At 70.3% G+C, this 26787-nt stretch carries 21 protein-coding genes; 9 read left to right on the forward strand and 12 right to left on the reverse strand.

All coding sequences use genetic code 11. The annotated features are described in order from the left end of the window. Positions 1-9: 9 nt before the first annotated feature. Genes kdpC through kdpF form a run of 4 tightly spaced genes read right to left on the reverse strand, consistent with a single transcriptional unit; the run spans position 10 to position 4574 of the window. Entirely contained in the window at positions 10-621 is a 612-nt protein-coding gene (gene kdpC / locus ACFM35_RS12175) for a potassium-transporting ATPase subunit KdpC (RefSeq protein WP_378842368.1), read from the reverse strand. Positions 622-644: 23 nt separating this feature from the next. Continuing rightward, positions 645-2789, reverse strand: a complete 2145-nt coding sequence (gene kdpB / locus ACFM35_RS12180) for a potassium-transporting ATPase subunit KdpB (RefSeq protein ID WP_378842370.1) — start codon at positions 2787-2789, stop codon at positions 645-647. Between the two features lies 1 nt (position 2790). Next, on the reverse strand, positions 2791-4485 hold the full coding sequence (gene kdpA / locus ACFM35_RS12185) for a potassium-transporting ATPase subunit KdpA (protein WP_378842372.1): 1695 nt from the start codon (positions 4483-4485) through the stop codon (positions 2791-2793). Then, positions 4485-4574, reverse strand: a complete 90-nt coding sequence (kdpF, locus tag ACFM35_RS12190) for a K(+)-transporting ATPase subunit F (protein ID WP_378842374.1) — start codon at positions 4572-4574, stop codon at positions 4485-4487. The genes kdpA and kdpF overlap by 1 nt, the downstream gene beginning before the upstream one ends. 315 nt (positions 4575-4889) lie before the next feature. Here kdpF and ACFM35_RS12195 point away from each other — a divergent pair, with 315 nt between their 5' ends. Beyond that, positions 4890-5447, forward strand: a complete 558-nt coding sequence (locus ACFM35_RS12195) for a hypothetical protein (RefSeq protein WP_378842376.1) — start codon at positions 4890-4892, stop codon at positions 5445-5447. A gap of 15 nt (positions 5448-5462) precedes the next feature. On the opposite strand, the gene ACFM35_RS12200 is transcribed toward ACFM35_RS12195, so the two are convergent. Beyond that, a complete protein-coding gene (locus ACFM35_RS12200; RefSeq protein WP_378842377.1) occupies positions 5463-7571 on the reverse strand; it encodes an APC family permease in 2109 nt (702 codons plus the stop codon). A gap of 110 nt (positions 7572-7681) precedes the next feature. On the opposite strand from ACFM35_RS12200, the gene ACFM35_RS12205 reads away from it, so the two are divergent. Beyond that, on the forward strand, positions 7682-8410 hold the full coding sequence (locus ACFM35_RS12205; protein WP_378843020.1) for a formylglycine-generating enzyme family protein: 729 nt from the start codon (positions 7682-7684) through the stop codon (positions 8408-8410). A gap of 36 nt (positions 8411-8446) precedes the next feature. On the opposite strand, the gene ACFM35_RS12210 is transcribed toward ACFM35_RS12205, so the two are convergent. The 4 genes from ACFM35_RS12210 to ACFM35_RS12225 all read right to left on the reverse strand — a co-directional run bounded on the left by ACFM35_RS12210 (position 8447) and on the right by ACFM35_RS12225 (position 12952). Further along, entirely contained in the window at positions 8447-9694 is a 1248-nt protein-coding gene (locus ACFM35_RS12210; protein WP_378842379.1) for an amidohydrolase, read from the reverse strand. Between the two features lie 180 nt (positions 9695-9874). Beyond that, on the reverse strand, positions 9875-10150 hold the full coding sequence (locus ACFM35_RS12215) for a hypothetical protein (RefSeq protein ID WP_378842381.1): 276 nt from the start codon (positions 10148-10150) through the stop codon (positions 9875-9877). 68 nt (positions 10151-10218) lie between these two features. Continuing rightward, entirely contained in the window at positions 10219-11250 is a 1032-nt protein-coding gene (locus ACFM35_RS12220; protein WP_378842383.1) for a LacI family DNA-binding transcriptional regulator, read from the reverse strand. A 7-nt stretch (positions 11251-11257) separates the two neighbouring features. After that, positions 11258-12952 (reverse strand): glycoside hydrolase family 13 protein, encoded by a 1695-nt coding sequence (locus ACFM35_RS12225; protein WP_378842385.1) that lies wholly within the window; start codon positions 12950-12952, stop codon positions 11258-11260. A gap of 67 nt (positions 12953-13019) precedes the next feature. On the opposite strand from ACFM35_RS12225, the gene ACFM35_RS12230 reads away from it, so the two are divergent. Together ACFM35_RS12230 and ACFM35_RS12235 are read left to right on the forward strand one after the other, a co-directional pair. Beyond that, positions 13020-13541 carry an adenine phosphoribosyltransferase gene (locus tag ACFM35_RS12230; protein WP_378842387.1) on the forward strand — a complete coding sequence of 174 codons (522 nt, stop codon included), beginning with the start codon at positions 13020-13022 and terminating at the stop codon, positions 13539-13541. Positions 13542-13778: 237 nt separating this feature from the next. Further along, complete coding sequence (locus tag ACFM35_RS12235) at positions 13779-14504, forward strand: AAA family ATPase (protein WP_378842389.1); 726 nt, start codon at positions 13779-13781, stop codon at positions 14502-14504. Positions 14505-14519: 15 nt separating this feature from the next. On the opposite strand, the gene ACFM35_RS12240 is transcribed toward ACFM35_RS12235, so the two are convergent. Beyond that, positions 14520-15911 carry an amidohydrolase family protein gene (locus ACFM35_RS12240; protein ID WP_378842391.1) on the reverse strand — a complete coding sequence of 464 codons (1392 nt, stop codon included), beginning with the start codon at positions 15909-15911 and terminating at the stop codon, positions 14520-14522. Positions 15912-16113: 202 nt separating this feature from the next. Here ACFM35_RS12240 and ACFM35_RS12245 point away from each other — a divergent pair, with 202 nt between their 5' ends. The 5 genes from ACFM35_RS12245 to ACFM35_RS12265 are packed head-to-tail and all read left to right on the forward strand — an operon-like array spanning position 16114 to position 25461. Beyond that, positions 16114-17658: a nucleobase:cation symporter-2 family protein gene (locus tag ACFM35_RS12245; RefSeq protein WP_378842393.1), complete on the forward strand. Its 1545-nt coding sequence runs from the start codon at positions 16114-16116 to the stop codon at positions 17656-17658. Positions 17659-17692: 34 nt separating this feature from the next. Further along, on the forward strand, positions 17693-20968 hold the full coding sequence (locus tag ACFM35_RS12250) for a transglutaminase family protein (protein ID WP_378842395.1): 3276 nt from the start codon (positions 17693-17695) through the stop codon (positions 20966-20968). Beyond that, a complete protein-coding gene (locus tag ACFM35_RS12255; protein ID WP_378842397.1) occupies positions 20965-23574 on the forward strand; it encodes a circularly permuted type 2 ATP-grasp protein in 2610 nt (869 codons plus the stop codon). The genes ACFM35_RS12250 and ACFM35_RS12255 overlap by 4 nt, the downstream gene beginning before the upstream one ends. Beyond that, the gene (locus tag ACFM35_RS12260; RefSeq protein WP_378842399.1) at positions 23571-24449 is read left to right on the forward strand and encodes a transglutaminase family protein; all 879 of its coding nucleotides are present in this window, start codon (positions 23571-23573) and stop codon (positions 24447-24449) included. Before ACFM35_RS12255 ends, ACFM35_RS12260 begins: the two co-directional genes overlap by 4 nt. Positions 24450-24462: 13 nt before the next feature. Further along, the gene (locus ACFM35_RS12265; protein ID WP_378842401.1) at positions 24463-25461 is read left to right on the forward strand and encodes a zinc-binding metallopeptidase family protein; all 999 of its coding nucleotides are present in this window, start codon (positions 24463-24465) and stop codon (positions 25459-25461) included. 46 nt (positions 25462-25507) lie between these two features. On the opposite strand, the gene pucL is transcribed toward ACFM35_RS12265, so the two are convergent. Next, a complete protein-coding gene (gene pucL / locus ACFM35_RS12270) occupies positions 25508-26419 on the reverse strand; it encodes a factor-independent urate hydroxylase (protein ID WP_489672263.1) in 912 nt (303 codons plus the stop codon). A 2-nt stretch (positions 26420-26421) separates the two neighbouring features. Next, a complete protein-coding gene (uraH, locus tag ACFM35_RS12275) occupies positions 26422-26787 on the reverse strand; it encodes a hydroxyisourate hydrolase (protein WP_378842403.1) in 366 nt (121 codons plus the stop codon).

A 26787-nucleotide genomic window follows, 5' to 3' on the forward strand; every position in this document is an offset into this window, starting at 1 on the left:
GCCGCGCGCTCAGCCCTGCAGGGCGTCGAGCGCCAGGTTCAGCTGCAGCACGTTCACGCGGGGTTCGCCGAGGAACCCGAGATCTCTCGCCTGAATCCTAGACTCCACGAGATCGCGGACCTCTGCGACGGGGAGCCCGCGCGCCTCGGCGATGCGCTCGACCTGCAGCCGCGCGTAGGCGGGGCTGATGTCGGGATCGAGACCCGATGCGGAAGCCGTCAGGGCATCGGGGGGCACGGCCGCGGGATCGACGCCCTCGAACGCGGCGATCGCATCGCGTCGCTCGCTGATCGAGGCGATGAGGTCGGCGTTCTCGGGGCCGAGGTTGCTGCCGCTGGAGGCGCCGCCGTCGTAGCCGTCGCCCGCGGCCGAGGGACGCGACTGGAAGTACTCGGGGAGCGGGTTGCCGTCGGCGTCGACGAACGACTGGCCGATGAGGGCGGAACCGGTCGCGGTGCCTGCCGAGGTGGTGATCAGCGAGCCGTTCGCCTGCCAGGGCAGGGCGAGCTGGCCGATGGCCGTGATCAGCAGCGTGTAGCCGACGCCGAGCACGAGCGTGAAGACGAGCATGGCGCGGATGGCGACGCCGGTGGTGCGCAGGGTAACGCGTGCGGTGGACATGGTGTTTCTCCTTGCTGACCGGGTCAGAAGCCCGGGATGAGACTCACGACGAGGTCGATGAGCTTGATGCCGATGAAGGGGGCGATCACTCCGCCGAGACCGTAGACGAGCAGGTTGCGGCTGAGGATCTGCGACGCGCTCGCCGCGCGGTATTTGACTCCGCGGAGGGCGAGGGGGATCAGGACGACGATCACGATCGCGTTGAAGATGATCGCGCTCGTCACGGCCGATGCGGGCGAGTGCAGCTGCATGATGTTCAGCGCCGCGAGCCCGGGGAAGACCGCCATGAACATCGCGGGGATGATCGCGAAGTACTTCGCGATGTCGTTGGCCAGCGAGAAGGTGGTGAGGGCGCCGCGCGTGATGAGCAGCTGCTTGCCGATGCGCACGATGTCGATCAGCTTGGTCGGGTCGCTGTCGAGGTCGACCATGTTGCCGGCCTCCTTCGCGGCCGAGGTGCCCGTGTTCATGGCGACGCCGACGTCGGCCTGCGCGAGGGCGGGCGCGTCGTTCGTGCCGTCTCCGGTCATGGCGACGAGATTGCCGCCCTCCTGCTCGCGGGCGATGAGGGCCAGCTTGTCTTCGGGTGTGGCTTCGGCGAGATAGTCGTCGACGCCCGCCTCGGCGGCGATCGCCTTGGCGGTGAGCGGGTTGTCGCCCGTGATCATCACCGTGCGGATGCCCATGCTGCGGAGCTCTGCGAATCGTTCGCGCAGTCCCTCTTTGACGACGTCCTTGAGGTGGATCACCCCGAGCACCCGGCCTTCTCCGTTCGCGGCCAGGGTCGCGACGACGAGCGGCGTGCCGCCGCTCTGCGCGATGGCTTCGGTCTCGGTCGTGACCTGGGCGCGCGTGGCGGGGGCGAGGGTGACACCGGATGCCTCGAGCCAGGCGGCGACCGCCGAGCCGGCACCCTTGCGCACCTGGGTGCCGTCCGGCAGATCGAGTCCGCTCATGCGGGTCTGCGCGGTGAACGGCACGAAGACGGCGCCGGGGATGCGCTCGGGGACGATGCCGCGCGAGGCGGCCAGTTCGACGACCGACGTGCCCTCGGGGGTGGGGTCGGCCAGGGACGAGAGCGCCGCGGCGCGGGCCAGTTCGTCTTCGCCGACACCGTCGAGGCGCACGAAGTCGGTCGCCCGACGGTTGCCGTACGTGATCGTGCCCGTCTTGTCGAGCAGCAGGGTCGTGACGTCGCCGGCGGCCTCGACCGCGCGGCCCGACATCGCCAGCACGTTGCGCTGCACGAGACGGTCCATGCCGGCGATGCCGATGGCCGACAGCAGGGCGCCGATCGTGGTGGGGATGAGGCACACCAGCAGGGCGATCAGCACGGGGATGCTGACCGGCGAGGCCGCGTACGAGGCGATCGGGTTCAGCGTCAGCACGACCACGAGGAAGACGATCGACAGGCTCGCGAGCAGGATGTTCAGCGCGATCTCATTCGGTGTCTTCTGCCGGCTCGCACCCTCGACGAGCGCGATCATCCGGTCGACGAAGGTCTCGCCGGGCTTCGAGGTGATGCGCACCACGATGCGGTCCGACAGCACGCGGGTGCCGCCGGTGACCGCGCTGCGGTCGCCCCCCGATTCGCGCACGACCGGCGCGGACTCGCCGGTGATCGCCGATTCGTCGACCGTGGCGATGCCCGAGACGATGTCGCCGTCACCGGGGATGAGCTCGCCGGCGGTCACGATGACGACGTCGCCGAGGCGGAGGTCGGCCGACGACACCTCTTCGATGGCCGAGGCATCGGCGGCAGCATCCGTCCCCTCGTCGTAGGAGGAGACGCGACGCGCCATCGTGCTGGTGCGGGTCTTGCGCAGGCTCGCGGCCTGCGCCTTGCCGCGGCCCTCGGCCACCGATTCGGCGAGGTTGGCGAAGACGACCGTCAGCCACAGCCAGATCGCGATGCCCCAGGTGAAGCCCGCGGGCACGGATGCTCCGCCCGACGTCTCGGGCCCGCCGAGGAACGGCTCGGCGACCGCGATCACCGTGGTGAGGGCTGCGCCGACCCAGACGAGGAACATGACGGGGTTGCGCCAGAGCGCGGCGGGGTTGAGCTTGCGCAGAGCACCCGGGAGCGCCTGCCAGAGCTGGCGTGCGCCGAACGCGCGGACCGGCGCGGGCCGGGTCGCCTCGGGAGTGGAGTTGATGAGCACGGACATGTCAGACGAGGCCTTCCGCCAGGGGACCCAGTGTGAGCACCGGGAAGTAGGTGAGAGCGGTGATGATGACCGCCACGACGACCAGGAGGCCGACGAACTGCGGGCGGTGGGTGGGCAGCGTGCCGACGTTGGTCGGCATCTTCTGCTGGGCGGCGAGGGAGCCCGCCAGCCCGAGGGCCAGCACGATCGGAACGAACCGGCCGAGCAGCATCGCGACGCCGAGCGCGGTGTTGAGCCACGGCGTGCTGGCCGTGAGCCCCGCGAACGCCGAGCCGTTGTTGTTGGCCGCCGACGTGAAGGCGTAGAGCACTTCGCTCAACCCGTGGATGCCGGGGTTCCAGATCGAGGTGCTCTCGATGTCGGCGCGCACGGGCGGGATCGCGAAGCTGAGTGCGGTGCCCACGAGCACGAGGGTCGGCGTCACGAGGATGTAGAGGCTCGCGAGCTTGATCTCGCGGGGTCCGATCTTCTTGCCGAGGTACTCGGGGGTGCGTCCCACCAGCAGACCGCCGACGAACACCGCGATGATCGCCAGCACGAGCATTCCGTACAGGCCCGATCCGACGCCGCCGGGGGCGACCTCGCCGAGCATCATGTTGATCATCGGCATCATTCCGCCGAGCGCCGTGTAGGAGTCGTGCATCGAGTTGACCGCACCCGTCGAGGTGAGGGTCGTCGCCCCGGCGAACAGCGCGGATCCGACGATGCCGAAGCGCTGCTCCTTGCCTTCCATCGGCGCACCGGCGAGCTGGGGGGCGGTGCCCTGCCCGAGCGACTCGAGCCAGACGCCGGCGGTGATCGTGACGAGGAAGATCGTGGCCATGACCGCGACGATCGCGTAGCCCTGGCGGTTGTCGCCGACCATCCTGCCGAAGGCGCGCGGCATCGCGAACGGGATCGCGAGCAGCAGCAGGATCTCGACCGCGTTCGTCCACGGTGCGGGGTTCTCGAACGGGTGCGCGGAATTGACGTTGAAGAATCCGCCGCCGTTCGTGCCGAGCTCCTTGATCGCCTCCTGCGAAGCCACCGGGCCGCCCGGGATCGACTGCGAACCGCCCGTGAGCGTGCTCACGTCGGTGAAGCCGGCGAAGTTCTGCACGACGCCGGCCGCCAGCAACGCGATCGCCGAGATGATCGCGAGGGGGAGCAGGATGCGGGTGATGCCGCGCACGAGGTCGACCCAGAAGTTGCCGATCGTCGCCGACCCGTGGCGCGCGAAGCCGCGGACCACGGCGATCGCGACGGCGATGCCGACGGAGGCCGAGACGAAGTTCTGCACGGCGAGTCCGGCGAGCTGCACGGTGTAGCCCAGCGTCAGCTCGGGGGAGTAGGACTGCCAGTTCGTGTTCGTCACGAACGAGACCGCGGTGTTGAAGGCGAGGCCCTCGGGCACGGCGGGGAGGCCCAGTGAGTAGGGCAGCACGGCTTGGGCCCGCTGCAGCGCGTAGACGAACAGCACGCCCACGACCGAGAACGCCAGCACGCCGCGGGCGTAGGCGCGCCACGTCTGCTCGGCCTGAGGGTCGACGCCGACGAGACGGTACGTGCCGCGCTCGACGCGCCAGTGCTTCGCGCTCGTGTAGGTGCGGGCGATCCAGTCGCCGAGCGGACGGTAGAGCAGGACCAGGAGGAGGACGATGCCCGAGATCTGCAGGACGCCGAACCAGACGGCGTCGGCGGGCAGAGGCGCGGCCATCAGAAGCGCTCCGGCTTCAGGAGGGCGACCACGAGGTAGGCGATGCCGCCCACGGCGAGGACGGCGGCGAGGATCGAGAAGACGATCACAGCTTTTCCACGCCTCTCGCGACGAGGGCGACGATCGCGAACAGCGCGAGCGTCGCGGCGAGGTAGATCACATCGAGCACAGGAACTCCCGTAACATCCGGCATCGCCGGGACTGCTGCCGCGCGACTGCTGTGGCGCGGGTGCCCGCGGTGGGGCACTTCTCGATGCAACACCCGGACGGATGCGGCATCCGTCGTCCTCACGGTTTCCATACGGCGTGCGCTGATTTGCTCACGGACTCCGCGCGGCGAGGATGCTCCCGGCCCGCGGACACGGGCGGATAGGGTGGGCGGCACGGCCGACGAGGGGATACCCGTGTTCGATCTCAGCTACGCGCGCGACCTGGTGATGACGGGCGCGATCTTCGGGGTCGCCGCGTTCGTCTGGGCTGGATGGGCCCAGGAGAAGCCGCCGCCGCGGGTCGCCTGGCGGGTCATCCTCGGTCTCTTCAGCCTCGCCGGCGCCGCCCTGGCGGGCATCACAATCCCGGTCGCCATCCGCCACTGGGATTCGCCGACGGCCATCGACCCGTCGACCGGGGCGTTCGCGGTCTACCTGACGGTGTTCTGGGTCGAGGTCGTCCTCTGCGCCGGGCTCGCTTTCTGGGCGGCCCGCAGGAAGCGGTCCGACCTCATCGCCCCTCTGATCCTCGCGATCGTGGGCATCCACTTCCTCCCGCTCGCGGCGGTCTTCGGTCAGCCGATCATGGCGGTCGCGGGCGTGCTGCTCACGGCCATCGCCGTCGTGGCGGCGCTTCTGCCGACCGGGTCCGTCGGGCGCAGCTTCTGGTGCGGCATCCTCGCAGCTCCGGTGCTGCTCGTGATCGGCGCCGTCTGCGCGTTGGCCGGCATCCCCGAGGTGCGCGAAGCCTGAGACGGGCCCCGCGACTCAGGCGGACGTATCGGTGCGCTCGGTCTCGGGCGGACCGGCCGGCCTCGAGACCCGACGCGCGTGTGCGGGCGATTCCACGGGGATCTGTCCGCTGCGCTCCTGGCCGGGCAGAGGGCGGGACCGCCTGCCGTAGATGAGCTCGGTCGAATCCAGCAACCACGGGACGAGGTTGATCGAGACGCCGTGGATCATCATCAGCTGCTGGCCGATGCGCCGTGCGCGCCGGTTGTGCAGCACCGACTCCCACCAGTGACCCACGATGTACTGCGGCAGGTAGACGGTCACCACCGAAGAGCCGTGCTTCTCGCGGTACTTCTTGATGAAGCCGGCCACGGGGCCCGCGAACGTGCGGTACGGCGACTCGATGATCACCAGCTGCACGGGGATCCGGTGGTCGATCCACTGCTGCTGCAGCCGATCGGTCTCCTCCTTGTTGACCGAGACGTGGATCGCGAACGTGTTCTCGTGCTTGGCGGCGAGCGCGTAGTCCAGGGCCTTGATCACGGGCTTCTGCAGGCGGTTCACCAGGATGAGGGCCACGTCGCCCTCCGATCCGAAGTGCGTCTGGTCATCGGGCTCGATCTCGGCCTCGACGTCGCGGTAGTAGCGGTGCACGCCGATCATGAGCACTGCGAGCACGGGGATCGCCAGGAAGACCAGCCAGGCTCCGTGCGTGAACTTGGTGATCGTCACGATCACCAGCACGGCGACGGTCATCGTCGCGCCGATGGAGTTGATCACGAGTCCCTTGCGCAGCTCGAACTCCTCGGCGCGCGCGGACTTCTGCGCCCTCGCCTCCTCCGGCAGTGCGCGGAGCTCTCGCAGGCCGCGGCGCCAGTGCCTGATCATTCCGATCTGGCCGAGGGAGAACGACACGAACACCCCGATGATGTACAGCTGGATGAGGTTCGTCAGATTCGCCTGGTAGACGATCTCGACCAGGATCGCGCCCAGTCCGAGCAGGATCATGCCGTTGGAGTAGACGAGCCGGTCGCCGCGGGTGTTGAGCGCCTTCGGTGCGTACCCGTCGCGGGCGAGCACCGACCCCAGCAGCGGGAAGCCGTTGAACGCCGTGTTCGCGGCGAGCAGCAGCACCAGGGCGGTCGCGGCCTGGATGATGTAGAAGGGGATCGAGCCCATGCCGAACGTCGCGGAGGCGACCTGCGCCATGAGACTCGGCTGCGGGTTGTTCGCGCAGTCGAAGCCGATGAGGTGACAGGGGTTCTCGGCGTAGTGCACGCCCGAGACGAGCGCCAGCAGCGTGAGCCCGGCGAACATCACGATCGCGATGGTGCCCATGAGCGTGAGGGTCGTCTGGGCGTTGCGCACCTTGGGCTTGCGGAACGCGGGCACGCCGTTCGAGACGGCCTCGACACCGGTCAGGGCGGAGCATCCGCTCGAGAAGGCGCGCAGGATCAGCAGGATGACGGCTGCCTGACTCAGGCTCTCCGCCTGCACGGCGTACTGCGCACTGCTCGCAACGGGCGGGTCGCCCAGGATCATGCGGATCACGCCCACCACGATCATCACGACGACCGAGCCGATGAAGAGGTACGTCGGAATCGCGAAGACGAGCGACGCCTCGCGCACGCCGCGCAGGTTCACGATGACGATGATGATGATGAAGACCACGGCCAGTTCGACGCGCAGGGGGTTCAGGCCCGGGAGCGCCGAGATGATGTTGTCGACACCCGACGCCACCGACACGGCCACGGTCAGCACGTAATCCACGAGGAGAGCGGATGCCACGACCACGGCGGGCACTTCGCCGAGGTTCTTCGATGCCACCTCGTAGTCACCGCCGCCCGACGGGTACGCCTTGATGAGCTGCCGGTAGCTGACGACCACGACGATGAGCAGGAAGACAACGGCCGCGGCGATCCACGGGCTGAACGCCAGGAAGCTGAGGCCGCCGATCAGCAGGATCATCAGCAGTTCCTGCGGCGCGTAGGCCACGGACGACAGTGCATCGGACGCGAAGATCGGCAGCGCCATCTTCTTGGGCAGAAGCTGCTCGTCGAGCGCTTCGCTCGTGAGGGGCTCACCGATGATGAGTCGCTTCGCGATCGGAGTCTCGTCGAGCGGCTCCGTGCTGTCGTTGGTCACGCCGCGCGACACTACGCCTGTCGGCACATCAGCGCAATCTGGCAGGCGGCACGTCACCGGATCGTGTTCTGCGTGTCGCATGCCATACTTCCGCAGTGCGCGACATAGACATGCAGGGCATCGCGGCGGGCGAGGTGGTGCTGCCCGACGCGCGGCGCTCGCTGAGGCGTACGGCCCGGCTCGAGCCGTTCGCGATCGGCGTGTTCGCCGTCACCGAGGAGCAGGTCGCCGAGCTGCTCGGCGAGGCCGCCGAGCACCCGCGCCGGCCCGCGGTCGAGCTCAGCTGGCTGCGGGCGATCCGGTTGTGCAACGCGGCATCCGAGTGGGAGGGCCTCGACCCCGCGTACACGTACGACGGCGACCAGGTCACGTGGCACGTGGACTCCGACGGCTATCGTCTGCCGACGGAGGCGGAGTGGGAGTACGCCTGCCGGGCCGGCTCGACCAAGCCTCACTACGGACCGCTCGCCGAGATCGCCTGGACGAGCGCCGACGGGGTGAGCCGGCCGCAGGAGGTCGGGGGGAAGCTGCCGAACCTGAACGGGCTCTTCGACACTCTCGGCAACGTGTGGGAGTGGTGCTGGGACCTCCTCGACCCGGCCCGCTACGGCGATTACCGGGTGTTCCGCGGGGGCGGGTTCGCCGACGACGCCTGGAGCGCCCGCGCGTCCACGCGTCGCGGTGGGCCGCCGCGCGCCACCCACGAGGACGTCGGCATGCGGTTCGCGCGCGGCGCCTTCGACGGACCGGATGCCGCGCAGGGCTGGTCGGCGGCCGAAGACCTCGAGCGCGCGTCGGGTGACGACCCCCGACCGTCGGGCCGGACTCCCCGCCGCTGAGCGGGACGGGTCGCGCGGCCGGAGTGCGTCGGACGCTCAGCGCGCGGCGCCGCCCAAGAACTCCTTGGCGGCGACGACGAGGTTCTCGACTCCGCGCTCGATGGTCGGGTGGAGCACCGGCGCGAAGAACGGCGAATGGTTCGTCGGGATGTCGCGTTCGATGGTGCCGGCGGCGGCCGCATCCGTGTACGTCTGCGGATCGACGCCGCCCCAGAACCAGTAGATCAACGGCACGCCGGTCTCGCGGGCGAACCACGAGACGTCCTCGCTGCCGGTGAACATGCCGGGATCGACGACGCTGCCCTCGCCGAAGGCGCGCTCGAAGGACTCGGTGAGACGCGCGGTGGCGGTGGCGTCGTTGATCGTCGGCGGGAGGGTGTGGTCGGTCGTGATCGTCGGCGGCCGCTCCGCCCCCGACGCGTCCGCCTCCGCGAAGATGACACGCTCGACCTTCGCGAGCAGTCGCGTGCGCGCCGTGTCGTCGGGGTATCGCAGGCTGAGTTCGAGCTTCGCCTCGGCCGGGATGATGTTGTTCTTCAGGCCCGCGTGGATCGATCCGACGGTGACCACCGCGACGTCGCGCGGGTCGATCTCACGAGAGACGATCGTCTGCAGGCGCATCACGGTCGCCGCGGCCATCACGATGGGATCGATCGTGGAGTGCGGGCGCGAGCCGTGTCCGCCGCGGCCGTGCAGGGTGACGGTCAACCCGTCGGAGGCGGCCATCTGCGTGCCGGGGCGCACGCCGATCAATCCGGCGGGAAGCGGGGTGAGGTGCTGGCCGAGCACGATGTCGGGCGTGGGGAACCGTTCCATCACGCCGTCGGCGATCATCGCCTGGGCGCCGGCGCCGTACTCCTCCGCGGGCTGGAAGACGGCCACGACGGTGCCCGACCACTCGTCCTTCGCGTTCACGAGGTGCTCGAGCGCGCCCAGCATCGCCGTCACGTGCATGTCGTGGCCGCACGCGTGCATGACGGGCACGTCGTTGCCGGCCGGATCGGTGCCGCGTGCGGTGCTCGCGTACGGCAGGCCGGTCTGCTCCGGCACGGGCAGGGCGTCCATGTCGGCGCGCAGCCAGACGACGGGGCCTTCGCCCCTCTCCGAGTCCGCCGACGGGTTGCGGATGATCGCGACGATGCCCGTCTTGCCGATGCCCTCCTCGAAGTCGATGCCGAGATCGGCGAGGTGCGCAGCGATCACGCCGGCCGTCCGCGTCTCCTGGAACGACAGCTCAGGATGCCGGTGCAGGTCGATGTACAGCGCTTCGAGGTCGATCGTCATGGGGTGAGCCTACGCGGGGTCGTTACGCGGTGTTCGCGGCCGGGTTCGGTGGGGGTTCGACGGCGCGACCCGTCCCGGACTTCTGCAGAACGATGTGCCGCGCCGGGCAAGGCGCCACAGGTGGTGCCACCCGTCACACCCTGCAGAAGGTGGGGACCTCTCGGCGCGCCGCGGAGGGCGTTACTCGCGGAACGGCAGATTGAGGTCGGCCGGATCGACGTCGACATCGCCGACATCGTCGGGGCCGCCGGTCCCGGGCACGGCGCGCACGTCGTCGGGGTCGATGTCGTCGTCCACACCGTCCGGCAGCGGGTCGTTCTGCTTCGCCTCGGTCTCGCGCTCGCTGCCCGGCCCGTACGTCGTGTCCTTCCGCACGGAATCGGCTTCGGGGAGGCCGGTGTGGGGAAACGTGTCCGCGCCGTTGGCGTCGGTCGGTTGCGTGCCGTTGGTGTCCATGTTCCCGAAGGTACGGACGTGACCGCCCGTCGTCGGGGGCCTTGACAGGTGCGCGCGACGGACGTACGTCAGCGCGCGGGCGGCGCGGTGCTGCCCCGCACGACGAGCTCGAACGGCAGGGTCTCGCCGGGCTGAGGCGTCCGGTCGTCGGATGCCTCGAGCTCCGCGAGCATCGTCGTCGCCGCCCGCTCCCCCTGGCCGAGCGGGAACTGGTCGACCGTCGTGAGCCGGAAGAACGCACCGAGCTCCGAACCGTCCACTCCGACGACCGAGAGGTCTTCGGGCACCCGGACGCCCCGCTCGCGCGCGGCCGTCAGTGCGCCGACCGCGAGTTCGTCGGAGGCCGCGAAGATCGCCGTCGGGGCGACACCGGTGCCGCCGCCGTCGAGCAGCAGGCGTGTGGCATCGGCGCCGCCCTGCAGAGTGAAGTCGGTCGACACCACGAGCTCGGGACGCACCGGGATCGAGGCATCCGCCAGCGCCTCCTCGAACCCCCGGCGGCGCAGGGTCGGCACGTGGTGCCGGTCGCCGCTGCCGTCGGCCCCGATGTGGGCGATCACCCGATGCCCCTGCTCGAGCAGGTGCTCCGTGGCGAGACGGCCGACGGCGACGTCATCGACCGTGAGGGTCGTCGCCGCGACGGTCGCCGCGGCGCTCGGACCGCCGATGGCCACCACGGGCAGGTCGAGCTCGCGCAGGCGCGCGCTCTCACGTTCGTCGAGCGTGATGGCGATGAGGATCACACCGTCGACCCGCTGCCGTCGCAGGAACGTGTCGAAGATGCGCTCCCGCTCGTCGCGGTCGATCGTCAGGTTGTACAGCGTGATGTCGTAGCCGCTCTGCATGAGCGTGGCCGTGATGCCGCTCAGCACCGTCGAGAAGAACCACATGTCCAGCAGCGGCACCATGACACCGATGTTGCGCGTGCGCCCGGACGCCAGGCTCGACGCCGACGACGAGACGACGTAGCCGAGCCGGGCCGCGGCCGCCTCCACGCGGTCGCGGGTGTCCGCGGCGACGGGTCCCCGGCCGCTCAGGGCGCGCGAGACCGTCGCCGTCGAGACCCCCGCGAGGCGGGCGACGTCGTCGATCGAGCTCATGCCGGGGTCAGTCCGCGACCAGCCAGACCGTCACGTCCTGCGGCACGGCCCCGTTCTCGAGGGGCTCGCTCGCCAGCAGCACGCGGGCGCCGTCGGGCAGCACCACGGGTCGGCGGCCGAAGTTGGTGAGCACCGTGACCTCGCCGTTGCGGAACGCGACCACTTTGCGCCGGTAGCCGCTCAGCCACTCGAGCTCGCCGCGGCCGAGGCCGTATCGACGTCGCGTCCGCAGGGCCAGCCGGTAGAGCGAGAGAGTGGATGCCTCGTCCGCGGTCTGCGCGTCGTGGGCGAGCTCCGCCCATTCTGCGGGCTGCGGCAGCCATGCGGCGCCCGTGGCGTTGAACCCGAAGGCGGGCTCGTCCGCGTTCCAGGGCAGCGGGACGCGGCATCCGTCCCGTCCGTAGCGCTCGCCGGCGGTGCGGAACCAGGTCGGATCCTGACGCACCTCATCGGGGAGCTCGATCACTTCTGGCAGTCCGAGCTCCTCGCCCTGGTACAGATAGGCGCCGCCCGGGAGCGCGAGCATGAGCGCGGTCGCGGCCCGCGCGCGCCGGAGACCCAGCTCGGGGATCGGCTTGCCGGGGGAGTCCGGTCCGATGCCCTGGCCCTGCGGGCTCGCGGCGGTCAGCGCGAGTCGGGAGGCGTGCCGCACGACGTCGTGGTTCGACAGCACCCAGGTACTGGGCGCGCCGACCGCGCCGAAGCCCTCGATCGACTCGCGGATCACCCGACGCTGCTTCTTGGCCTTCCAGTCGCTCACGAGATAGGCGAAGTTGAACGTCTGCTGCATCTCGTCGGGCCGCACCCACTTGGCCATCTCGGCCACGGTCGGCATCCACGCCTCGCCGCACAGGGCGCGATCGCCCTCGTACTCGGCGAGCACACCGTGCCAGTCGCGGTAGATCTCGTGCACGCCGTCCTGGCCCCAGTACGGCACGTTGCGCTCGTTGCCGCCCATCGAGTCACCGTCCTCCGGCGCGTGGTAATCGGGCAGGCCGTCGGCCTTGACCAGGCCGTGCGCGACATCCACGCGGAAGCCGTCGACGCCGCGGTCGAGCCAGAACCGCAGGATGCGACGGAACTCCTCGTGCACGACGGGGTTGGACCAGTCGAAGTCGGGCTGGCTCTCGTCGAACAGGTGCAGGTACCACTGGCCGGGCGTGCCGTCGGGTTCCGTGACGCGCGTCCACGCCGAACCGCCGAAGACCGAGTCCCAGTTGTTCGGCGGCGTGGCCCCGTCGACGCCCTTGCCGTCGCGGAACATGTAGCGCGCCCGCTCGGGGCTGCCCGCCGGGGCGGCGAGAGCCTGCTGGAACCACTCGTGCTGGTCGGACGAGTGGTTCGGGACGAGATCGATGATGACGCGGATGTCGCGGCGATGGGCGGCGTCGAGCATGTCGTCGAAGTCGCCCAGCGTGCCGAAGAGCGGGTCGACGTCGCAGTAGTCCGCGACGTCGTAGCCGGCATCCTTCTGCGGCGAGACCATGAACGGGCTCAGCCAGATGGCGTCGACGCCGAGCTCGGCGAGATCGTCGAGGTGCGCCGTCACGCCGGGCAGGTCGCCGATGCCGTCGCCGCTCTGGTCGGCGAACGAGCGGGGATAGATCTGGTAGATCACCGCGGAGCGCCACCACTCGGAGCCGGGGGTGCTGGAGGTGCCGGGTGCGGTGAGGCCGGAGGGGGAGAGGTCGAGCGAAGTCATCCGACGAGCGTAATGGAAGCGCTTGCATGGGTGCAAGCGCTTCCATCGCCCCCGGTAGGGTGGGCGCGTGCCGACACCCGAAGCCCTGCACCGCGCCGAGGCGCTCATCGCCACCATCCCCGACTACCCGGAGCCGGGGGTGCTGTTCCGCGACATCACACCGCTCCTCGCGGATGCCGCGGCCCACCGAGCCGTCATCGACGCCATGATCGAGCCGTTCGCCGGCACGTTCGATGTGGTGGCCGGAGTCGAGGCGCGCGGGTTCCTGCTCGCCGGTGCCATCGCCGTCGCCGCGGAGGTCGGCCTCGTGCCGATCCGCAAAGCCGGCAAGCTGCCCCGGCCCGCGGCGTCCGTCGCCTTCTCCCTCGAATACGCCGAGGCCACCATCGAGGTGCACGACGACATCGAGCCCGGCACCCGCGTGCTACTGGTGGACGACGTCCTGGCCACCGGCGGCACCCTCGCCGCAGCCCACGAGCTGCTCGCCGCGATCGGCGGGATCGTCGCCGGAACCTCCGTCCTGATGGAGATCGAGGCCCTGGGCGGTCGCGCGCTCGTCCCCGACGTGCGCGCGGTCTTCCTGGCGTGAGCCGACCTGGGTGCGCTCCGAATCGCGGCGCGTCCCGGACTTCTGCAATTCGGCGGACTCTGCCGCGGCCGCCCGCGGAAGTGTGCGGCCCGACCGAGGTGGTCAGCGCGCGCTGCAGAAGTTCGGGACGGCGGGGGACGCGGGGGACGCGGGGGACGCCGGGGGCCGGCTTCAGACGGCGGCGGCCGGCGTCGGGCGGCGCGAGCGGAGGTCGCACCTCCCTGGCAGACTGCCGTCGTGCGCTTCACCCAGCCCCCGGTCGTCGCGGTGCAGGCGCGCCCCGAAGCCGAGATCGACCACGGCGCCTGGCCGGCGACGATCCCGGCGGTCGCGCAGTTCCTGCGCGAGGGGATCGATCTCGCGCCGGGCGTGACGTTCCTCGTCGGCGAGAACGGCTCGGGCAAATCGACGATCCTCGAGGGTGTCGCCCTCGCCTACGGCTTCTCGCCCGAGGGCGGGTCCGCCTCGGCGAGACACAGCACACGGCCGACCGAATCGCCGCTGTCGGACTGGCTGCGCGTGCAGCGCGGGGTCGGCAGCAGCCGGTGGGGCTTCTTCCTGCGCGCTGAGACGATGCACTCGTTCTACACCTACCTCGAGGCGAACCCCGGCGACGGCCCGGAACCGGCGTTCCACGAGATGAGCCACGGCGAGTCCTTCCTGGCGATCCTCGACACGCGCTTCGACGGTCCCGGCTTCTACTGTCTCGACGAACCGGAGGCAGCCCTGTCCTTCTCGTCGACCCTCACGCTCATCGCGGTGCTCGATCGCATCGTCGCCGAGCGCGGCCAGGTGCTCTGCGCGACCCACTCGCCCGTACTCGCGGCGCTGCCCGGAGCCCACATCCTCGAGGTCGGTCCGTGGGGCATGCGGCCCACCGCGTGGGAAGACCTCGAGCTCGTGCAGCACTGGCGCTCGTACCTCGAGTCGCCCGGACGCTACCTGCGCCATCTGCTCGGCTGAGTCAGGCCCGGTTGATCATCCGGCGATCACTCGCCGGCCGCGGACGTAGACCTCGACGACGGATGCCTCTCGCATGCCCATCAGCAGGGTGAAGAGCTCGGCAGCCGGCCCCTGCTCGCGCGCGAGGTGCAGGGTCTGCTCGAACCCCGCCTGGGCGCCGGGCTCGATCACGACGAAGTCGGCCTCCTTGCCGGCGTCGAGGTTGCCGAACACCTCTTCCTGGTCCAGCGCGCGGGCTCCGGCGAGCGTGCCGAGGAACAGCAGCTGGGCGGGGTGTAGCGCGCTCGCCAGCAGGCTCTCCTCGCCCATGTGCACCTTGTAGCAGTCGTTGAGCACGCGCGGGATCAGCCACTCGTCGCCGCCGCCGATGTCGGACCCGATCGCCACGGTCACCCCCGACGCGATCGTGCGTCGCCACGGCATCGTCCCGCTTCCGAGGAACAGCTGCGACGTCGGGCAGTGCGCGATCGACGATCCGGTCTCGGCCAGACGGTGCAGTTCGCCGTCCTGGCAGTGCACGGCGTGCGCGAGGATGCTGCGCCGCCCGAGCAGGCTCTCGCCGCCCCGCCGCGATCCCGGCAGGAACAGGCCGTCGTAGGTGTCGAGGTAGGAGTGCACGCCGTACACGTCGCGCACCGCGGCGATCTCCCCGTCGCCGGGGCGGTCGTTCTCATTGAGGTGCGAGTGGAAGTAGATGCCCTGCGCGCGCACGTCGGCGTACAGGTCGCCCAGTCTCGCCAGCGTCTCGGTGGTCACCGAGAGGCTGAACCGCGGCACCACCGCCACCTGCGTGAGGGCGCGGCGAGGATCGACGCGCCCGACCGCATCCCGGCCGTGCCAGCGCGCGATCTCGTCGCGCGTGAGCCCGATCGCCGTGTCATCGTCGGTGATCAGGGCGGCCGCCGAGGACGGGCCGATGGTCTGGATGCCGCGACCGCTGACCGTGCGCAGCCCGGCCGCCAGGCCCGCCTCGAACAGCGCGTCCTGCGCCCCGGGGAACGCCGAGCCGAACACCATCGCCGCCGTCGTCCCGACCGCGGCGCGCCGCCGTGTGAACTCGGCGGCGACGAGCCGGGCGTGGTCGGGGTCGGCGAGTCGGGTCTCGGCCGGGAACACGCAGCGCTCCAGCCATTCGAGCAGTTGGCCTCCGCCGAAGGCGTCGGTGGTGAAGGTCTGCGGGTAGTGCAGGTGCGTGTCGACGAAGCCGGGTACGAGGTATCCGCTCGTCTCCCGCACGTCGTGGCCGGCCCACTCGTCAGGCACGTCCGCCCACGCCCCGGAGTACGCGATCGATCCCTGGTCGTCGACGACCAGGGCGCCGTCCGGCACCGACACCAGCGACCCGGCGGCCGCCACGAGCGTCGGCGACCCGGTGATGTGCAGGAGGTGCCCGCGGTGGATCGTCACGGTGGAGCCTCCAAGTAGCGCCGCTCGAGACGGCGGCGAGAGCGATTCTGGTTTCCCCGAATTGCCGCCACGTAACGCCGCCGTAAATCCTGCGCGACGGTCGGCGCCGGAGGTGGCGCCCGCGCGCCGGGAAGCTCTAGCTTCACTTCCAGGCGAGGGCGTGGCCCGTTCGGGTGCGCTCCATTATCCAGAGGAGCCACCGATGTCCACCACCGAGCGACCGCCGACCGGCGACACCTCCCGCAAGAAGAAGGGCAAGCGCCCGGACGACAACACCGTCGACGGCGTCCCGCCCCTCGCGCGCCTGTTCCCCCTCGGGCTGCAGCACGTGCTGGCGCTGTACGCCGGCGCGGTCGCGGTTCCGCTCATCGTCGGCGGCGCACTCGGGTACTCCGCTCAGGACCTCGCCTTCCTGATCAGTGCCGACCTGTTCATCGCCGGCATCGCCACCATCGTCCAGTCGGTCGGCTTCTGGCGCTTCGGGGTGCGACTGCCGCTCATGCAGGGCGTGACATTCGCCGCGGTCGGTCCGATGATCGCGATCGGCACGCAGCACGGCATCACCGCGGTCTTCGGTTCGGTGATCGCCTGCGGACTGTTCATGATCCTGATCGCGCCGTTCTTCGCCCAGCTGCTGCGGTTCTTCCCGCCGATCGTCACCGGCACCGTCATCCTCATCATCGGGCTGTCGCTGATGAGGGTCGCCGCCGGCTGGATCATGACCGGCTCGACTCCGGAGGAGCCGGGCGCGCCGCCGGTGAACATCGCCTTCGCCGCCGGGACGGTGGCCTTCATCATCCTGATCGAGCGGTTCGGACCGCCCGCGCTGGCCCGCACGTCCGTGCTGCTGAGCCTCGTGCTCGGCACGATCGTCGCGCTCTTCGTCCCCGGAATGGTCGACTGGTCGGGCGTCGCCGAGGCCGGCTGGTTCGCGGTCGTCACCCCCTTCCACTTCGGCCTGCCGACGTTCGAGATCGCCTCGATCGTGTCGATGCTGATCGTCGGCATCGTGATCATGACCGAGACCACCGGCGACATGATCGCGGTGGGGGAGATCGTCGACAAGCCGGTCACGCGCCGTCAGCTCGCCGACGGCCTCCGCGCCGACGGCCTCGGCACGGTGCTCGGCGGGATCTTCAACACGTTCCCGTACACGGCGTTCGCGCAGAACGTCGGGCTCGTCTCGCTCACGGGTGTGCGCTCGAGGTACGTCGCCACGATGGCCGGCGCGATCCTCGTGGTACTGGGGCTCATCCCCAAGGTCTCGGCGATCGTCGAGGGCGTTCCCCGCGCCGTGCTGGGCGGCGCCGGGATCGCGCTGTTCGGCATGGTCGCGGCATCCGGGATCCGCACGCTGGCGAAGGTCAGGTTCAACAATCGCAACGTGCTCATCGTGGCGATCTCGGTCGGCGTCGCCTTGCTGCCGACGGTCGCTCCCACGATCTACGACCGCTTCCCGGACTGGTTCACCCTCATCTTCGACTCGGGAATCAGCGCGGGTGCGATCGTCGCGATCCTGCTGAACCTGCTGCTGAACACCGAGGAGATGCGCAGAGAACACGCCTCCGACCCTGCGATCGGGGCATCCGATGCCATCCGGGGCCCGGCTGCGGCCGCCCTCGTGCACCCGGAGGCCGAGGGGACGGGCCTGATCCCCACTCAGCTGCTCGATACCGGCGACCAGGCCGCCGCACGGGCCGACGAACGACCCGCGAAGGACGACGCGGGGGGCCCGGCGCGCGCGTAACCCACGCGCAACAGTTGTAGGACAGGCTTAGGCCATGTCGATCAAGGTCGCTCTCGAGCACTACACGAGTTACGAGTTCGCACGTCCGGTGACGGTGCACCCGCACCTCGTGCGCTTGAGGCCGGCTCCGCATGCGCGCACGCCGATCGAGGCGTATTCGCTCGACATCTCGCCGAAGAACCACTTCCTCAACTGGCAGCAGGACCCGTTCGGCAACTGGGTGGCACGCATCGTCTTCCCCGAGAAGGTGAGCCACCTCGAGATCACGGTCGGACTGGTCGCCGACATGATGGTGATCAACCCGTTCGACTTCTTCATCGAGGAGTACGCCGAGCGCTTCCCGTTCCACTACACGCCCGAGCTCGCGGCAGATCTCGCTCCCTATCTCTCGCCGGTGCAGGACAGCGACGATGCCGGAGCGTGGATGCAGGGTCTGCCGCCGCTGCCGGCCGACGGTGTGGCGACGGTGACGTTCCTGGCTGATCTGAACGCCGCCGTCACCGGCGCCGTCGCGTACGACGTGCGCATGGAGCCGGGGGTGCAGAGCCCTGACGAGACGCTGCGGATCGGCATCGGATCCTGCCGTGACAGCGCCTGGCTGCTGGTCAGCCTGCTGCGGAAGTACGGGCTCGCCGCCCGCTTCGTCTCGGGCTACCTCGTGCAGCTGGCGGCCGATCAGAAGTCGCTCGACGGGCCGAGCGGTCCCGAGGAGGACTTCACCGACCTGCACGCCTGGGCCGAGGTGTACGTGCCGGGGGCCGGCTGGATCGGAATGGATGCCACCAGCGCGCTCTTCGCCGGGGAGGGCCACATTCCGCTCAGCGCGACACCGCACCCGAGCACGGCCGCGGCCATCGAGGGCGGGACGGAGCCGGTCGAGGTGCGCTTCGACTTCCACAACGAGGTGCGGCGCATCCACGAGGACCCGCGCACCACGAAGCCCTACACATCCGCGCAGTGGGAGCGCATCGACGCGCTCGGCGAGAGCGTCGACGAGCGACTCCGGGCGGGTGACGTGCGCCTCACGATGGGCGGCGAGCCCACGTTCGTCGCGCTGGACGATGCCACGGCGAAGGAATGGAACACCGCCGCAGACGGCGAGCACAAGCGAGAGCTGGCGAACGTCCTCGCCGGACGGCTGCGGAGAACCTACGCGCAGGGCGGCGTCGTGCATCGCGGCGACGGCAAGTGGTACCCGGGCGAGCGGCTCCCGCGCTGGAACATCGCACTGCAGTGGCGCACCGACGGCGTGCGGCTGTGGTCGAACCCCGACCTGTTCGCCGATCCGTGGAGCGATGAGCCGACCCCGGGGGCACCGGCGCTGGCCCGGGCGCTCGCCCGCCGTGTCACGGAGGTGCTCGGCCTGCCCGACGGGCAGCTGCTCCCCGCGTTCGAGGACCCGCTGGCAGAGCTCGCGGCCGAAGTCCGCAAGCCCGAAGGCCCAGCGCCGGGCGAGGATCCCGATGCGGAGGGGCTCGTCGGGATGGATGCCGCCGTCGTGGAACCGACGGGGTGGGTGCTGCCGCTGACCACCGAGGACGAGTGGACGAGCCCGTCCTGGCGCTTCCGCCGCGGCCGGCTCGTACTGCGGCAGGGGACCAGCTCGATCGGGCTGCGACTGCCGCTGGACTCGGTGTCATGGGTGGATCCGGAGCAGCCCGGGGAGCCGTCGTATCTCGAAGCCGGCCCGCCCCTCTATCCGCGCGTGCCGTCGGTCGCGATCGTCGATCCCGACGGCGCCAAGACCACCGCCCTCACGTTCGAGGGCCGCGACGGGTTCGTCCGCGTCTACCTCCCGCCCACCACGACGCTCGAGGCGTACACGGCGCTGCTCAAGGTGGTCGAGATCGGGGCGGCGGATGTCGCGGTGCCGATCGTGCTCGAGGGCTACGGCCCTCCGAACGACGCGAGGATCACCCAGTTGATCGTGACGCCCGACCCCGGCGTGATCGAGGTGAACGTGCAGCCCACCTCGTCGTGGGCCGACCAGCGCGACCTGACGGTGACGCTCTACGAAGAAGCGCGGCAGAGCCGCCTCGCGACCGAGAAGTTCGACCTCGACGGTCTGCACACCGGCACGGGCGGCGGCAACCACATCACGCTGGGCGGCAGCCAGCCCATCGATTCGCCCCTGCTGCGGCGGCCGGACCTGCTCACGAGCCTCGTCACCTACTGGCAGCGGCATCCGAGCCTGTCCTATCTCTTCTCGGGGCGGTTCATCGGCCCGACGAGCCAGGCGCCGCGCTTCGACGAGGGCCGCCCCGAAGCCGTCTACGAGATGGAGATCGCGATCCAGGAGGTGCACCGTCTGGCAGGGATGGCCCGCGCGGAGGATGACGAGCACCCGCTGCCGTGGCTGGTCGACCGCGCGCTGCGGCACCTGCTGACCGACCTGACCGGCAACACGCACCGGGCCGAGTTCTGCATCGACAAGCTCTACAGCCCCGACAGCAGCCGCGGCCGCCTCGGACTGCTCGAGCTGCGTGGGTTCGAGATGCCGCCGCACGCCGAACTCGCGCTCGTGCAGGCGCTGCTCGTGCGCAGCCTCGTCGCGATGTTCTGGGAGAAGCCGCTCGATGCTCCTCTCGTGCGCTGGGGAACCCGTCTGCACGAAGACTTCCTGCTGCCGCACGGCGCGCACGACGACATCGCGCAGGTCGTGCACGACCTCCGGGCCCACGGCATCGCGTTCGAGGAGAGCTGGCTCGATCCGTTCGTGGAGTTCCGGTTCCCGCGGATCGGCATGACGCGGATCGCAGGGCCCTCGGGCGAGGCCATGGAGCTCGAGCTGCGACAGGCCATCGAGCCGTGGCACGTGCTCGGCGAGGAGACCAAGGCCGGCGGCACGGCGCGCTACGTCGACTCGTCGGTGGAGCGCATCCAGGTCACCGTGCGCGGCGTCGACGTGAACCGCCAGCTGGTGACATGCCAGGGTGTACCTGTGCCCCTCACGCCGACCGGACACCTCGGCGAGTACTACGCGGGGGTGCGCTATCGCGCCTGGCAGCCGTGGTCGGCGCTGCACCCGTCGATCGAAGCGCACGCGCCGCTGGTGTTCGACATCGTCGACATCGACTCCGCCGTGAGCCTCGGCGGGGCGACCTATCACGTGGTGCACCCGGGCGGACGCTCGTACGACCGGCCGCCGATCAACGCGAAAGAGGCCGAAGCGCGGCGGGCCGGGCGATTCGAGCCCCGAGGCCACACCGCGGGTGCCCTCGACATCGCCGCGATGCACGATCGCGCGCGACGCGCGGCTACGATCGACTACCCGCACATGCTCGACCTTCGGAGGGTTCCCCCGGCGTGACCCTGCTCCGCGACTACGCCGCTGCGCTGACGCAGCCGACGCTGCCGATCTCTCCGGGGAACGGCGGCATGTCGGGCGCGCGCTACGACGAGGTCATCGGACCCGACGGAGCCCTGCGTGCGGCGTGGAAGGGCATCGGCTCGACGGCCGCGAACCTCACCTCCGAGGAGCTGCGGCGCCTCGAGGAGGAGATCGCGAGGTCGCTCGTCGACGACGGCGTGACCTACGGCCATCCGGACGACGGCCCGCGTCCGTGGCGGCTCGATCCGATGCCGCTGGTGCTGGATGCCGCGAGCTGGCGACGGCTCGAGACCGGTCTTGCGCAGCGCGCCGAGCTGCTGAACGCCGTGCTCGCCGACGTCTACGGCGCGCAACGGCTGCTCGCCGACGGCGCGATCCCGGCGTCGGTCATCGTGGGGCATCCCGGATTCATCCGCGCGGTGGCGCGGCCGAGCGCTGTGGACGCCCACCCGCTGCTGCTGTCGGCGACCGACCTCGGTCGCGACGCCGACGGAGAGTGGCGCGTCCTCGCCGACCGCGTGCAGGCGCCGTCGGGCCTCGGATACGCGATGGCCAACCGACGCGTCATCGCCCGCCTGCTGCCCGAGCTCTATCAGGACGCCGAGCTGCACCGCCTCGACCCGTACTTCGCCGCGCTCCGCGACGCGCTGCTCGGATGCGCCGAGCCCGACAACCCCAACCCGCGCGTCGTGGTCCTGAGCCCCGGCACGCATTCCGAGACGTCCTACGACCAGGGTTTCATCGCCCACATGCTCGGGTTCCCGCTGGTCCAGGGCAGCGACCTGGTCGTCCGCGACGGCGCGGTCTGGATCAAGCCGCCGCGGTGGCCGAAGGCCGCCCCCGCCGATCGCGTCGACGTCATCCTGCGGCGCGTGGACGCCCCGTACAGCGATCCCCTCGAGCTGCGCGGCAACTCCCGCCTCGGTGTCGCCGGTCTGGTGGAGGCGGTGCGCCGCGGCCGCGTGCGTGTCGTCAACGGGCTGGGCGCGGGCGTGCTCGAGAACCCGGCGCTGCTGCCGTTCCTCCCCGCGCTCAGCGAGCGGCTCCTCGGCGAGCAGCTGCGCATCCCGTCGACGACGGCATGGTGGTGCGGCGACCCGACGGGCGTGGCCGAGGTGCTGCACCGCCTCGAGACCGACCCGCAGTCGGTCATCGTCCGCACGATCGACGGTGCGCTCGCCGGAGCGGCGCGGCCGGATGTCGTGGGGCCGGATGCCGCGACCTCCGCGTCGGACGTCGCCACGGGTGTCGCCGCCGAGGTCGTGGACGGCGCCGGTGCTGCGGCGACGGTCATGGGCCCCGACGAGCTGCGCGCCCGCATCCTCGCTGAGCCGTACCGATACGTCGGGCTCGAACGACTGCCGCTGTCGCAGGCGCCGACGTGGGGGGAGGGTCAGCGCGTGCATCCGCGATCGATGATCCTCCGCACGTTCACGGTGCGGCACCGGTCGGTCTACCGGCCGATGATGGGCGGCATGGCGACGCTGTTCGACGAGGCCGGAGTGCCGCTGACGAAGGACGTCTGGGTGATCAAGGCGGACCCGGAGGACGCCGACCAGGGCCTGTCGGCCGTCACGCCCCTCACGCTCGTGCCCTCGATCCCGGCGCTCGCGCCGCGCGCGCTCGAAGACATGTTCTGGGCCGGACGCTACGCCGAGCGGGCCGAAGACCTGCTGCGGCTCGTCGTCACCACCCACGCCCATCTCGAGCAGCGCAGGGGCGTCGACGGCGACGTCGTGCCGGTCCTGCTCGGCGCGACCGAACGGCTCGCGGGGCGCCGGTGGCTCGACCCCGAGGCGGAGCTGCGCTCCCTCATCGTCGACGCCGACCGGCGCGGCTCGGCCGCGCAGTCGCTGGCCGCCCTCCGCACCGCGCTCGAAGGCGTCCGTGACCAGATGTCGAGCGATACGTGGCGGGTCTTCGGCCTCACCGACCGGGCTCTGCTCGGGGTCCGCGAGTCGGGCCACAGTCCGCACATCGCCGAGTTCGCGGGTAGGGCGCTGACCGGCATCCTGTCCTTCCAGGGCGTCACGGCGAACATGATCCGCGACACCGGCTGGCACATGATCGAGGCGGGGCGCTACCTCGAGCGGTCGATGCAGTTGTGCACCCTCCTGGCCGCGACCACGACCACGCGCCGCGGGAGTGCCGCGAACCGGGAAGTTCTGGACGGAGTGCTCGTCGCGTCCGAGAGTCTCGTCACCCACCGTCGGCGTTACCGCGGCTACGGGCGGGTCGCGAGCGTGTTCGATCTGCTGCTGACCGACCTCGACAACCCACGGTCCCTCGGCTTCTCGCTCGAGCAGCTGCGCGTGCACCTTTCGGCGCTCCCCGATTCCACCGGCTCGACGCGTCCTGAGCGACTGCGGCAGGACCTCGCCGACGCGCTGAACAGCGCCGACATCGCAGCGATGGTCACCGCATCCGGTCAATCCCGTCCGGCGCTGGAGCTGTTCCTCCTCGAGACCGCGGCGTCGCTGCGCCAGCTGGCACAGTCGATCGCCGACCTGCACTTCGCCGGTGGCCCGCTGCCGCAGCTGATCTCGTCGCTGTCGCTCGTCGAGGAGACGGGGGTGCGCGCATGAAGTACCGCGTGACCCACCAGACCGTGTACTCCTACGACGGCAAGGTGAGCGACAGCCTGGGGCTCTATCACCTGCAGCCGCGCACACTGCCGTGGCAGGAGGTGGCGGATGTCGCGGTCGCGGTCACCCCGTTGCCGGCGGATGTCGCGCCGGACGAGGACTACTTCGGCAATTCCGTGACCTACTTCCATGTGCTCGAGCGGCACAAGCAGCTCACGATCGAGGCCACGAGCGACGTGTCGGTCATGACGCCGCGCTACGACGACGACGCGCTGGCGACTCCGTGGGAGCAGGCCCGCCCGCTCCTTCACCCCGCGACCCCGCACGCGTGGGCGGCGGTGGAGTTCGCGCTCGAGTCGCCGAAAGTGGCCCACCTGGCCGAGGCGACGGCGTACGGGGCGGAATCCCTCACGCCCGGGCGTCCGATCGGCGAGGCCGCCACCGACCTCATGCAGCGCATCTACCGCGACTTCGACTACGACACGAAGGCGACGACGGTCACCAGCACGGTCGCGGACGCGATGCGCGAGCGGGCCGGGGTCTGCCAGGACTTCGCGCACGTCGCGCTCGCGTGCTTGCGCGGAAACGGTGTGGCCGCCCGTTATGTGAGCGGTTACCTCGCCACGCGGCCGCTGGCGGGAAAGCCCCGCGTGGTGGGGGCGGATGCCTCGCACGCCTGGCTCGCGGTCTGGCTGCCCACGTCCAACGAGTGGCTGGCGATCGACCCGACGAACAACCAGTGGGCGAACGACCGTTATGTGACGGTCGCCTGGGGTCGGGACTACGGCGACGTGTCACCGGTCAAGGGGATCATCTTTTCGAAGGCGAAGAAGTCAACCCTGCGGGTCGCGGTCGACGTCGCTCCCGTGGGCTGACACTGTTGGAGGAATGAAGGCTTATTCCTGTCGCATCTGCAGCGCACCGCTGTACTTCGAGAATTCGGTCTGCGTGTCGTGCGGGACGGGTCTGGGGTACTCGCGGGGCGAGCGTGAGATCGTGCCGGTCGACCTCGCGGGTCGCTACGTCGATGCTCAGGGCCTGATCTGGCACGTCTGCCGCAACCTCAACCTGTCGGGCTGCACGTGGCTGGCACCGCTCCAGGGCGGTCAGTGCTTCAGCTGCTCACTGACCCGCACGCGCCCGAACGACGCCGACCTGCCCGGCATCGAGGCGTTCCCGATCGCCGAGCGCGCCAAGCGCCACCTCATCGTCGAGCTCGACCGTCTCGACCTCGCCGTCGTGGGCCGGGAGGAGGACCCCGGGCGCGGTCTCTGCTTCGATCTGCTCTCCAGCAGCCACGAGAACGTCACGATCGGCCACGACGACGGCGTGATCACGATCGACCTCGCGGAGGGGAACGATTCCTACCGCGAGCGCATCCGCAGCAAGCTCGACGAGCCGTACCGCACGATGCTCGGGCACTTCCGGCACGAGATCGGGCACTACTTCGAGTGGCAGCTGGTCGAGGGGACCGAACACGAGGCGCGGGCCCGGGAGCTGTTCGGAGACGACCGGGCGGACTACCAGGAGGCGATCGATCGTCACTACTCGCAGGGGCCGCCGGCGAACTGGCACGAGAACTACATCTCGAACTACGCCACGATGCACCCCTACGAGGATTTCGCCGAGACGTGGGCGCACTTCCTGCACATCAGCGACACGGTCGACACCGCGGCCGCCTACGGTCTGGTGCCGTCGCTGTGGGCGGTCGGCGACGGTCGCTTCCGAGATCTGGTCATCGAGGTGTGGATGCCGATGGCCACGGCGCTCAACATGATCAACCGGTCGATGGGCCGCCGCGATCTCTATCCCTTCGTGATGCCGCCGGCCGTGATCGACAAGCTCGAGTTCGTGGCGTCCCTGCGGCCGGTGGTGCCCGCGGCCTGATCCCGCAATCGACTCCCGAGGTTCCCGGAGCAGGGCCCCCGCCCGCTCAGACGAACGAGGGGAGGTCGGCCCAGGCATCCGGAGCCGGCGTCACGCCGTCGCGGATGACCGTGCCCTCGATCAGGCCGTAGGGGCGATCGGCCGCCCAGAACACCTCGTTCTCGTTCTCGAGACCGAACGGCGCCATGTCGTACGCGAAGTGATGCTTGTTCGGCATCGCGAACCGGACCTCCGCGATCTCCGGCCGCGCCTCGATGGCCGCCTTGCCCATCTCCCAGAGGGTCTGCTGCAGAGCGAGCGAGTGGACGGTCGCGAAGGTCGACAGCAGCACGGCCGACACCTCGGTGTAGAGCGCGTTGTAGTCGATGCCGGCGTCGACGGCCTCGGGCAGATAGCGCCACCGCCCGGTCACCGAGGTGGCCATGATGCGATCGGTGGTCTCGACGAGCGTCGTGTACCGGTCCCGCGGGAAGCCCGTGAACTCGCTGCCCGACGACTTCAGCACGGTGAGGTCTTTCAGCCCCCCGGTGACGTGGGTGGCGGCGTCGATGATCTGCACGGCCGCCAGCCGGGTCGCGCGACCGGACCGCACGAAGGAGTGATCGTGCGGTGCCCCGTCCGAGACGATGCGGTCCCACGCGTACTGCTCGGCCTGCCAGAGCCCGCCCTCGATCCAGTCGAACCCGTCCACGAAGTGACGTCCGAGGCGCAGCAGGTAATCCTCCGGCGAGCCCACGCCGTGCTCCTTCGCGAACGCGAACGCCGTGTTCTTCTGCGTGTCGGTCGCCACCACGAGGGCGTTGTCGCCCACCAGGTACGAATCGACGAGCGCGGCACCGCGCAGCTGCGACGAGACGTTCAGATCTTCGATGTGGTGCACAGACCCGTCGCGGGTGATCTTGACGATGCGGTTCTCGGCCTTGCCGTACTTGTTTGCTCCCAGGCTGACTGACACCACTGCTAGCTCCCTCTGTAGGTGGAATAGGCGAACGGACTCAGCAGCAGCGGCACGTGGTGGTGCCGCACCGATCCGTCGTCCGTGGCGTCGACGGTGAACGTCACGGTGACCGAGGGGTAGAACGTCGGGGTCCCCCGCGCGGCGAAGTACTCGCCCGTCAGGAACGTGAGGCTGTAGTCGCCCGCGGGCAGCACCTCGGGACCGAGGCCGAGGCGACCGTCGGCATCGGTGCGACCGTGGGCGATGATCGTGCCCGACACTTCGCCGACGACGGATGAGCCGGATGCCTCGGCCAGGACGAGCCCGACGCCGGCGGCGGGACTCCCCGAGACGGCGTCCAGGACATGGGTGGTGAGGTGACTGATCAT

Origin of the sequence: Microbacterium songi, assembly GCF_042747925.1 — a bacterium.
Taxonomy (GTDB): Bacteria; Actinomycetota; Actinomycetes; order Actinomycetales; family Microbacteriaceae; genus Microbacterium.

What these genes read in the sequence shown, in the direction of transcription:
- ACFM35_RS12265 (WP_378842401.1), top strand. Translation starts at nt 24,463, where the DNA reads ATGAAGGCTTATTCCTGTCGCATCTGCAGCGCACCGCTGTACTTCGAG.
- ACFM35_RS12220 (WP_378842383.1), bottom strand. Translation starts at nt 11,250, where the DNA reads ATGAGCTCGATCGACGACGTCGCCCGCCTCGCGGGGGTCTCGACGGCG.
- ACFM35_RS12210 (WP_378842379.1), bottom strand. Translation starts at nt 9,694, where the DNA reads ATGACGATCGACCTCGAAGCGCTGTACATCGACCTGCACCGGCATCCT.
- kdpA (WP_378842372.1), bottom strand. Translation starts at nt 4,485, where the DNA reads ATGGCCGCGCCTCTGCCCGCCGACGCCGTCTGGTTCGGCGTCCTGCAG.
- uraH (WP_378842403.1), bottom strand. Translation starts at nt 26,787, where the DNA reads ATGATCAGTCACCTCACCACCCATGTCCTGGACGCCGTCTCGGGGAGT.
- ACFM35_RS12205 (WP_378843020.1), top strand. Translation starts at nt 7,682, where the DNA reads ATGCAGGGCATCGCGGCGGGCGAGGTGGTGCTGCCCGACGCGCGGCGC.
- ACFM35_RS12250 (WP_378842395.1), top strand. Translation starts at nt 17,693, where the DNA reads ATGTCGATCAAGGTCGCTCTCGAGCACTACACGAGTTACGAGTTCGCA.
- ACFM35_RS12260 (WP_378842399.1), top strand. Translation starts at nt 23,571, where the DNA reads ATGAAGTACCGCGTGACCCACCAGACCGTGTACTCCTACGACGGCAAG.
- kdpB (WP_378842370.1), bottom strand. Translation starts at nt 2,789, where the DNA reads ATGTCCGTGCTCATCAACTCCACTCCCGAGGCGACCCGGCCCGCGCCG.
- ACFM35_RS12225 (WP_378842385.1), bottom strand. Translation starts at nt 12,952, where the DNA reads ATGACTTCGCTCGACCTCTCCCCCTCCGGCCTCACCGCACCCGGCACC.
- ACFM35_RS12245 (WP_378842393.1), top strand. Translation starts at nt 16,114, where the DNA reads ATGTCCACCACCGAGCGACCGCCGACCGGCGACACCTCCCGCAAGAAG.
- kdpC (WP_378842368.1), bottom strand. Translation starts at nt 621, where the DNA reads ATGTCCACCGCACGCGTTACCCTGCGCACCACCGGCGTCGCCATCCGC.
- ACFM35_RS12215 (WP_378842381.1), bottom strand. Translation starts at nt 10,150, where the DNA reads ATGGACACCAACGGCACGCAACCGACCGACGCCAACGGCGCGGACACG.